Origin of the sequence: Streptomyces sp. NPDC001027, from assembly GCF_040299045.1 — a bacterium.
GTDB lineage: Bacteria > Actinomycetota > Actinomycetes > Streptomycetales > Streptomycetaceae > Streptomyces.
The window spans coordinates 1-9,436 of the sequence record NZ_JBEPBI010000282.1 but is presented as its reverse complement, the minus strand read 5'-3'; the positions used below and the strand labels follow the sequence as shown (position 1 = coordinate 9,436).

General features: G+C 74.8%; 6 protein-coding genes and 2 pseudogenes. 6 read left to right on the top strand and 2 right to left on the bottom strand.

The window, feature by feature from the left end:
- Positions 1-462: MarR family winged helix-turn-helix transcriptional regulator (locus tag ABT300_RS37935; RefSeq protein ID WP_351685958.1), on the bottom strand; the 462-nt coding region annotated here is incomplete at its 3' end.
- Between the two features lie 326 nt (positions 463-788).
- Here ABT300_RS37935 and pcaH point away from each other — a divergent pair.
- The 5 genes from pcaH to ABT300_RS37910 all read left to right on the top strand — a co-directional run bounded on the left by pcaH (position 789) and on the right by ABT300_RS37910 (position 5,426).
- Positions 789-1,562: a protocatechuate 3,4-dioxygenase subunit beta gene (gene pcaH, locus ABT300_RS37930; RefSeq protein ID WP_351685955.1), complete on the top strand. Its 774-nt coding sequence runs from the start codon at positions 789-791 to the stop codon at positions 1,560-1,562.
- 6 nt (positions 1,563-1,568) lie between these two features.
- Complete coding sequence (gene pcaG, locus ABT300_RS37925) at positions 1,569-2,174, top strand: protocatechuate 3,4-dioxygenase subunit alpha (RefSeq protein ID WP_351685952.1); 606 nt, start codon at positions 1,569-1,571, stop codon at positions 2,172-2,174.
- Positions 2,171-3,514, top strand: a complete 1,344-nt coding sequence (gene pcaB, locus ABT300_RS37920) for a 3-carboxy-cis,cis-muconate cycloisomerase (protein WP_351685949.1) — start codon at positions 2,171-2,173, stop codon at positions 3,512-3,514. Before pcaG ends, pcaB begins: the two co-directional genes overlap by 4 nt.
- The gene (gene pcaDC / locus ABT300_RS37915; RefSeq protein ID WP_351685946.1) at positions 3,511-4,638 is read left to right on the top strand and encodes a bifunctional 3-oxoadipate enol-lactonase/4-carboxymuconolactone decarboxylase PcaDC; all 1,128 of its coding nucleotides are present in this window, start codon (positions 3,511-3,513) and stop codon (positions 4,636-4,638) included. Before pcaB ends, pcaDC begins: the two co-directional genes overlap by 4 nt.
- Positions 4,639-4,829: 191 nt before the next feature.
- Positions 4,830-5,426, top strand: coding sequence for a TetR/AcrR family transcriptional regulator (locus tag ABT300_RS37910; protein WP_351685943.1), 597 nt, complete (start codon positions 4,830-4,832; stop codon positions 5,424-5,426).
- Between the two features lie 516 nt (positions 5,427-5,942).
- Here the strand turns inward: ABT300_RS37910 and ABT300_RS37905 are convergent.
- Positions 5,943-8,658: pseudogene (locus tag ABT300_RS37905) on the bottom strand (ATP-binding protein).
- Positions 8,659-8,945: 287 nt separating this feature from the next.
- Between ABT300_RS37905 and ABT300_RS37900 the strand changes: the two are divergent.
- Positions 8,946-9,350, top strand: a pseudogene (locus ABT300_RS37900) (DUF2510 domain-containing protein); the annotation flags it as partial.
- Positions 9,351-9,436: the final 86 nt, after the last annotated feature.

Here is a 9,436-nt window from a genome sequence, read left to right as displayed (position 1 = left end):
GGACGGGGCGGTCAGCGGCTCCCCCGGGTTGCGCAGTCCCTCCGCCGCGTCCGACACGCGCTGGATGAGCTCCAGGAACACCGTCTGTTCCGCGGCCGAGAGCGGCGACAGGAAGACCTGGTTCATCCGGGCCGTGCGCACGGTGAGTCTCCGGTGGGTGCGCAGCCCTTCCTCGGTGAGTCCCAGCAGGTAGCGGCGGCCGTCCTGCGGGTCGCGGACCTTGTCGAGGAGTCCCCGGCGGATGAGCCGGCTGATCACCTCGGCGACGGTGGAGCGGTCGAGCCCCACCCGCTCCCCCACCGTGCGCTGGTCGAGGCCGGGCTCGGCGACGAGGGCGTTGAGCACCGCGAACTGCGGGGAGGTGATCTCCTCGGAGACCATCGTGTTCCACAACAGGTAGTGCGCCTGTTGCAGCCGCCGGGCCAGGTGCCCGGGGTGGCTGGTGAGGTCCACCGCCGCCATGTGCGCTCCTCTGCGTGGGTTCGACGTCCGTCTCGGTCCCGGGAATTCATGGGTGCACTGAACGATACCCGCCCTCGTCGATCGCCTCTCGGGTCCTGCCGACTCCCGCTCACCCGCCCTGCCTGGGCTCTTGACGAGGGGGCCGCCCGATGGCAGCGTGGGGGAATCCTCGGAACAATCGTCAGTGCCCTGATTAATTGAGCGGCCTGGACGCACGGAGAGAGGCTTCCCGGATGCCCAGGCGGTCGCCGTCCTCCGCAACGGCGCGGTCCGGGGCCCCGCCCTCGTCGTCGTCCTCGCACCCTAGGAAACACGGGAAAAACGCCATGACTCTCACGCAAGCCGACATCGACCTGGAGATCGCGGCCGAGCATGCCGCCTACGCGAAGCGGCTCGCCGACGGCTCGCCCGTGGAGCATCAGCCGCGGCGCGACTACGCGCCGTACCGCTCGTCCGTCCTGCGCCACCCGCAGCAGCCGCCGGTCACCATCGACGTGACGCAGGACCCGGAGCTGGTGGAGCTGTCCTCCCCCGCCTTCGGCGAGCGGGACATCACGGAGATCGACAACGACCTCACCCGGCAGCACAACGGCGAGCCGGTCGGCGAACGGATCACGGTTTCCGGGCGGTTGCTGGACCGCGACGGGCATCCCGTCCGCGGTCAGCTGGTGGAGATCTGGCAGGCCAACTCGGCGGGGCGGTACGCCCATCAGCGCGAGCAGCACGACGCGCCGCTGGACCCGAACTTCACGGGCGTCGGCCGCACGCTGACGGACGACACCGGTTTCTACCGTTTCACCACGATCCAGCCCGGGCCCTACCCGTGGCGCCAGCACCTCAACGCGTGGCGGCCGGCCCACATCCATTTCTCGTTGTTCGGCACGGCGTTCACCCAGCGGCTCGTGACGCAGATGTACTTCCCGAGCGACCCGCTGTTCCCGTACGACCCGATCATCCAGTCGGTCACGGACGACGCGGCCCGGCAGCGCCTGGTCGCCACCTACGACCACAGCCTCTCGGTGCCCGAGTTCTCCATGGGCTACCACTGGGACATCGTGCTCGACGGGCCGCACGCCACCTGGATCGAAGAAGGACGCTGAACTGCCATGACGAAGATCGACACGAGCCGTCCGGAGAGCGTGCTGCCCACGCCGTCGCACACGGTCGGCCCCTTCTACGGCCACGCGCTGCCGTTCCCCGGCGGCGGCGACATCGCCCCGGCCGGCCACCCGGACGCCATCGCCCTGCAGGGCTATGTGTACGACGGTGAGGGCAACCCGTTGCCGGACGCGTTTGTGGAGCTGTGGGGCGCGGACCCCGAGGGCAACGTCCCGCAGGTCGACGGCTCGATGCGGCGCGACCCGGCGAGCGGCGGATTCCTCGGTCGCAACGGCGTCGAGTTCACCGGCTGGGGGCGGATCCAGACGGACGCGAACGGCCACTGGTCGGCGCGCACGCTGCGGCCCGGCGCGCGCGGGCGGAGCGCCCCGTACCTGAGCGTCTGCGTGTTCGCGCGCGGCCTGCTCGTGCACCTCTACACCCGGATCTACCTCCCCGGCGACGAGGCCGCGCTGGCCGCCGACCCGCTGCTGCGACAGGTGGACCCGGCGCGGCGCGACACCCTGATCGCCACGGACGGCCCGCTCGGCGCCTACCGTTTCGACATCCGCCTTCAGGGCGAGGGCGAGACGGTCTTCCTGGAGTTCCAGTGACATCTGCGCCATCCGACGTCCCGGACGGGACCGGTCTGCTCTCCCCCGGGTGGGCCGGCTCCCCCGCCGCCCGTGCCACCGACGACCGGGCCTGGCTGCAGGCCCTGCTGGACGCGGAGGCCGCACTCACCCGCGCCCAGGAGGCGCTGGGGCTGGCCCCGGAGGGGTCCGGGGCGGCGGTCACCTCGGCCGCGCAAGGCGACGGCTTCGACGTGCGCTCGCTCGCCGAGCGCGCCCGCGGCGGCGGCAACCCGGTGATCCCCCTGGTCGCCGACCTGACGGCGGCGGCCGGCGGCCGGTACGGCCCGTACGTCCACCGGGGCGCGACCAGCCAGGACATCATGGACACGGCGGCGATGCTGGTCGCCGCGCGCACGCTCGGCCTCGTCCTGGGCGACCTCGACCGCACCCAGAGCGCACTGGCCCGCCTCGCCTCGGCGCACCGGGACACGGCGATGCCGGGGCGGACGCTGACCCAGCACGCCGTGCCGACCACGTTCGGGCTGAAGGCGGCCGGCTGGCGTTCGCTGGTGCTGGACGCCCGGGACCGGGTGACGGCCGTACGGGACTCGCTGCCCGCCCAACTCGGCGGCGCCGCCGGGACCCTGGCCGCCTTCACGGCGTACGGCGCCGAGGACGCGACAGCGCTGCCCACCGCCTTCGCCCATGAACTCGGCCTGACGGCACCCCAGTTGCCGTGGCACACCCTGCGCACGCCGGTCGCCGACCTCGCCGGCTGCCTGGCGTTCACCGCGGGCGCCCTCGGCAAGATCGCGGCGGACGTCCTCACGCTCGCCCGCACCGAGATCGGCGAGGTGGCCGAGGGCAGCGGGGGCGGCTCCTCGGCCATGCCGCACAAGGCGAACCCGGTGCGCTCGACGCTGATCGCGGCGGCCGCCCGGCGCGCCCCGCAGCTCGCGGCGGTGCTCTACGGCTCGCTGGCCGGCGAGGACGAGCGCCCCGCCGGCGCCTGGCACGCCGAGTGGGAGCCGCTGCGGGACCTGCTGCGGCTGGCCGGCGGAGCCGCCCGGGACGCGGCCGAACTCACCGAAGGGCTGCGGGTGGACGCGGACGCGATGCGCTCGAACCTCGGCCTCACCCACGGACTGATCGTCTCCGAGCGGCTGTCCGCCGAGCTGTCGGCGCTGCTCGGCCGCTCCCGCGCGAAGGAGCTGCTGACCGGACTCGCCCGGCGCGCCTACGCCGAGGACGTGCCGCTGGGCCGACTCCTCGCCGAAGAACCGGACGTCGCCGGGACCGACCTCGGCGACCTCACCGACCCCGCCCGCTACACCGGCTCCGCCGGAGCCCTCACCGACCGTGCGCTGGAGCGACGTTGACCGACAGCCTTCTCCACCACCACGCCGAGGGCCCGGCTTCCGGCCCCCCGCTGCTGCTCGGCCCCTCCCTCGGCGCCTCGCACGCCGTGTGGGGCCAGATCGCGCCCGAACTGTCCGTCACCCACCGGGTGGTCCGCTGGGACCTGCCCGGACACGGAGGCTCGGCCGCCGACCTGATCGGCCCCGGAGCCACCGTGGGCGACCTCGCCGACCTGGTGCTGGCGCTCGCCGACTCCCTCGGCCTGGAGCGGTTCGCGTACGCGGGCGTCTCCCTGGGCGGGGCGGTGGGGATGCATCTGGCGCTGCACCACCCGCACCGGGTGTCGTCGCTGGCGGTGATCTGTTCGTCCGCCCACTTCAACGGGTCGCGGCCGTGGGAGGAGCGGGCCGCGCTGGTGCGCCGGGAAGGGCTGGCGGAGCTCGTCCGGACCGCGGACGCCCGATGGTTCACGCCGGGGTTCACCGTGCCGGAGCTGATCGCGGACCACCGCGCGGCGGACCCCGAGGCGTACGCCGCGTGCTGCGACGCGCTGGCCGCGTTCGATCTGCGCGAGCGGCTGCCGGAGATCGCCGTGCGGACGCTGCTGATCGCCGGCCGCCAGGACCCGGCGACGCCTCCGGCGCATCTACGGGAGATCGCGGACGCGGTGCCGGACGCCACGCTCGTCGAACTCTCCGGGGCTTCGCACCTCGCCCCCGCACAGTGCCCCGAGGCCGTGCTGACCGCGCTGCGGGCGCACCTCGACGGGCCGGCGAAGCGGGGCATGGAGGTGCGGCGCGAGGTGCTGGGCGACGCTCACGTGGACCGGGCCCAGTCGCGGCAGAACGCGTTCACCGCCCGGTACCAGGACTTCATCTCCCGCTACGCATGGGGGGAGATCTGGACCGACCCGACGCTCGACCGCCGCGAACGCAGCATGATCACCCTGACCGCGCTGGTGGCGCACGGCCACTACGACGAGCTGGCGATGCACGTCCGGGCGGCCCGCCGCAACGGGCTCACCCCCGAGGAGATCGGCGCCGTGCTGCTCCAGACGGCCGTCTACTGCGGGGTCCCCGCCGCGAACTCGGCCTTCGCCACGGCCCAGCGGGTCCTGGCCGAGGAGGACGAGGCGGCGGGGTAGCGGGGCAGCGGGGCAGCGGGGCAGCGGGGGGTAACGAGACGGCGGGGTGAGAAGGTGGGCGCGGGCGGGCGTCCACCGGCCGTGCACCGAGGACGCGCACCCGCGCCGTGACGCGGCGGGCCGGATGACCGGACGGCCACGCTAGACTATGACGAGCGTCATAGTCAGTGGAGGCGAAAGGGAGCACGGCCTTGGCTCGATCCAGCGCGCCGTCACGCGATCGCATCGTGGCCGGCGCCGCCGACCTGATCAGCAGGCGCGGTCTGAACGCGGCGAGCATCCGCGAGGTGGCCAAGCACGCCGAGGCGCCCCTCGGCTCGACCTACCACTACTTCCCCGAGGGCAAGCAGCAGCTGGCCACCGAGGCCGTGCGACACGCGGGAGGGACGGTCGCCCGGGTCCTGCGCAAGGAACTTGAGGCGGGCCCGGCCGCCGGCCTGCGGGCCTTCCTGTCCCTGTGGCGGGGCATCGTCGTGGCGAGCGACTTCCGGGCCGGGTGCCCCGTGCTGGCCGTCTCCGTCGAGGAGCCGCCGGCCGACGAGATCCCGCCGGCCGTGACCGCGGCCGCCGAGGCGTTCGAGGAGTGGGAGCAGCTGCTCGCCCGGGCGCTGCGGGCGCACGGCGCCGACCCCGACGGCGCGCCGGAGCTGGCCGCGCTGATCGTGGCGTCCGTCGAGGGCGCCATCGCCATGTGCCGCGCCAAACGCAGCATGGACCCGCTGGACCGGGTGGCGCGGCAACTCGAAACGGTGGTCTCCGCCGCGCTCGTCGGTCCGGCCTCGGCCTGACGGCCTACAGGAGGGCTCCCCCGCCCAGGCGCCGATCGCGTCGCGCCACCCCTGCCCGACGCGCCGGAGCCCTGCCCTGAAGGCACGGGCCCGACGGACGTCACGTGCGTCGAAGCCAACGCGACGTCATGACCGGACGTCGTCGCGGTCGCGCGACACGACGCACCGCCGCGCCGGAGCCCGTCGCAGCCTGCGCCGCACGCGCACGGGTCGGCGACCGCCCCACACGCGCCGCACCCACCAGGTCCCGCAAAACATGCCCCGCCCCGGCTCGCCGAACACACCACACAGCTGCCACACGTCCGACAGCGCACGCCATCGTCGCCGTCGGCGACACGAAGCACCGCCGCGCCCGCGCCCCGCGCAGCCTGCGCCGCACGCGCACGGGTCGGCGACCGCCCCACACGCGCCGCACCCACCAGGTCCCGCAAAACATGCCCCGCCCCGGCTCGCCGGAGGCGCCCGGCGGGCACTACGCGTCCGGGGGGAAGTGCGTGCCGTCGGCGGCGGCGTCGGCTATCTCCTGGTCTGGCCCGGGACCAGGCCGACCTGGGGTGCGCCGAGCTTCTGCAGGGCCTGCTGCGCCTTCTCCACCAGGCCGTCCGCGCCGCAGGAGCGGGCCAGCGTCAGGCCCCGGCCGATCTCGGCGACCGAGCGGGAGAGGACGCCGTACTCGACCCGCGCGGCCGCGTGTTCGTACTGGCAGGGCGACAGTTCCAGGTAGGTGACCGCCTGCTGGGCCAGCCGTACGGCACGCTGGCCGGTCTCCAGGGCGGCGGCGCAGCGCAGGGCCTCGCCGATCGCGGTGTCGGTGCCGAAGCGCTCGGCCTGACGGCGGGCCTCGGCGGCGAGCCGGTTCGCGCGTGCCGGGTCCTCCACGGCGAGAGCCCGGGCCAGTTCGACGGCCCAGGGCGCCATCACCGGGTTGAGGTGGCCGCGTGCCGCCGCCGCCTTCTCGGCCTCCTCCAGCTCGTTGACGCCCTCCTGGACCCGGCCGACGGCCAGCAGCAGCCGGCCGCGCACCGACCGCGGGTCGGGCAGCACGATCGTCGACGGGTAGGGCGGGGCGAAGCCGTACTGCTCGGCCACCTCCCAGGCCCGGTCGACATGGCCGCGCACCAGCAGCGTGTCGACCAGGTTGCAGGTCGCCGACCAGTACAACGGCAGCCCGCGGCCGACGCGTTCGGCGAGGCGCAGGGACTCCCTGAGCGACTCCTCCGCCTCCTTCAGACGCCCCCTGCGGCGCAGCCCGAGGCCGAGGTAGGCGTGGGCCAGGGCGAGGTGACCGCCGCTCCAGCCGGCCGACACATAGGCGCGCAGGGCCTCGTTGAAGAGGGCGTCCGCGCGGTCGAGCCGGTCGGTGTAGGCGTAGGAGCTGGCCAGCATCATCAGCAGCTCGATGCCCCACTCCTGGTCGGTCCAGCCGAGCCCGGGGGGCGAGGCGGCCGTTGACGAGGGCGCGGTCGCAGAACTCGACGACCTCCTCGGCGTTCTCGCCGTGGGTCATCAGGTCGAATCCGCGCAGGATGAGCAGGGCCCGCTCGGAGTCGTCCCGGCCGGTGCAGGAGGACGCGAGGGAGGCGAGCCTCTCGGAGCGGCGGGCGGAGGTCGGGTCTCCGGCGTGCACTCCCTCCCACATGAACTGGACGGCCTGCAGCCGCAGTCGCGCCGGCCCGGGCGCGTGCCGGGCGGCCTCCGTCTCGACCGTGCGGACGGCCTCCTCCAGCTGGTCGTTGTGCAGCAGCGCCTGGGAGAGGCGGTAGACCGCGTCGACCCGCTCGTCGCCGTCGAGTCCCTGCAGGGCCAGTGCCTTGCGGAGGTGGTCGATGGTCCTGGCCGGTGCGGTGAGCAGGGTGGCGCAGCCCAGTTCGTACAGCACGCGCGCGTGGACGTCGGGCGCGGGCGGTTCGCGCAGCGCCCGCTCCAGACAGCGGCGGGCCGCGTCGGGGGCGCCGACGGCGAGATGTTCCCGGGCTGCCTCGCGCAGCTGCTCGACGAGTTCCTCGTCGCCCTCCTCGTGTACCTGCAGCAGATGCCGGGAGGCGGCCGCGAGGCCCTTCCCGGCGTCGGCGACGACCTGAGCGGCGATGCCGTGCATCGCGGTGCGCAGGCCGCCGGGGATGGAGTCGTAGACGGCGGAGGCGATGAGCGGGTGGACGAACTCCAGGTCGCCGTCCTCGGCCGGTGCGGCGGCGGGGTCGGGCTCGGTGAGGATGCGGGCGCTGCGCAGCAGTTCGGCGCAGCGCACGGCGTCGTCACGGCCGAGTCCGGCGAGCCGGGCGGCCTGGGCGACGGAGATGTCGGCGCCGAGGATCGCGGCCGCCATCGCGAACTTGGTGGCGTCGACGCCGAGTTTCTCCAGGCGGTCGACGAGTCCTCCGCCGCGGGCCGCCCGGTTCAGGGCGCGCAGTTCGGTGGCCGAGGACTCGCTCGGCGTCAGCTCGCGGTCGCGGACCTTGGCGAGGAGTTCGACGGTCTCGTACGGGTTGCCGTCGGTGACCGCCCACACCTCGCGGCAGAAGGACGCCTCGGCGTGCTCGCCGAGGGTGGCCCGCGTGAGGCCGGCGACCGCGGCCGGGGTCAGGGCGCTGAGGCTGGTGACGGCGCGGCCCGCGGCCTCGCCGACGGCGTCGAGGTGCCGGGCGGCGTCGCCGCTGACGTCGCCGGGCCTGCGGGCCACGACGATCAGGACCGGGAGTTCGTCGAGGCGTTCCACGAAGGCGGCCAGCCAGCGCAGGGATTCCTGATCGGCCCAGTGCGCGTCATCGACGAGCAGCACGAGCGGGTAGTCCCGCCTGGCCAGCCGGGTGACCGCGGCCACGAGGCCGTCGCACACGCCCTGCGGGTCGGCGTGGCCCTCTCCCGGTTCGACGATGCCGAGGGCGGGACCGGCGATGCCGAACCAGTCTCCGAGGTACTCGCGGGCCTCCTCCGGGTGCAGGGACATCAGTGCGGGCTGCAGCAGCTGCCGCACCACGTTGAAGGGGACGGACCTCAGTGTCTCGCCGCCGCGGGCCGACCAGACCGCGCAGCCGCGGGCCTCGGCGATGCGACGCGTCTCGGCCAGCAGGGCGGTCTTGCCGAATCCGGCCTCGCCGCGGAGCACCAGCAGGTGACCCGTGGAGGACCGGTCGGCGCAGAGCGTCTCCACCGCCTGCGCGATGGCGGCGACCTCCGCGTCGCGCTCCCACAGGGAAGCCGAGGCGGCCGCCGCCGGCCTGACCTCCGTCATCCCGCTACCTCCCCAAGTCGCCCGAACGACGTACCGACGTCGAGCGTAGCTCTCCGAGGGCTCGCGCGGAGGGCTGTCCGCGCAGGTCCCGCCTCGACGGGTGACGGCTCGCGGCGCCGCGGGCCCGGGCGGGCCTGCGCAAGCGCCCCCTTGACGTCAACGGCGAGTGACGCGCACCGAATTGACGGCGAATTCGCGCCACCCCGGCGGCCTGGGCGCCGGGGCCCGTTCCAAAGGAGTGCGCTCCCTCTCATCCGGATCTCACCGACGCCTCATACGGTGGGGGTATGACGCAGGTGACTCCTCCCGGGTGGTATCCCGACCCGGGGCAGACGAATGACGGTCCCGCCACCGAACGCTGGTGGGACGGCAAGGCATGGACGGACCAGACCCGCGCCGCGGGCTCGGCCGCCGCTTGGGGTCCGCCGGCGCAGACCGCGGCCGACGGCGCGCCCGCGACCCACCCCGGCGGCGCGGGACAGCCGGGGCACCCCGCGGGCCCGGCGTATCCGAGCGGCCCCGCCTATCCGGGCGGCCCGACCTATGCCGGCGGCCCCGCGTACCCGGGCGGCCCCGCGTATCCCGGCGGTCCCACGTACGCCATGGGCCCCGGACAGGCCGGCTACCCGGGGTATCCCGCGGCGCCCGCGGCCGGTCGACGGCGCGGGCTGCGCACCGGCATAGCCGTGGCGGGCCCGGGGCCGCGCCCCGGCCCCCCCCCCCGCCGCCCGTGCGCGCCCCCCCCCCCCCCACCCCCCCGGGGCGCCCGCGCCCCCCC

Coding starts and splice junctions, on each gene's coding strand:
- pcaH (WP_351685955.1), top strand. CDS start 789: ATGACTCTCACGCAAGCCGACATCGACCTGGAGATCGCGGCCGAGCAT.
- pcaG (WP_351685952.1), top strand. CDS start 1,569: ATGACGAAGATCGACACGAGCCGTCCGGAGAGCGTGCTGCCCACGCCG.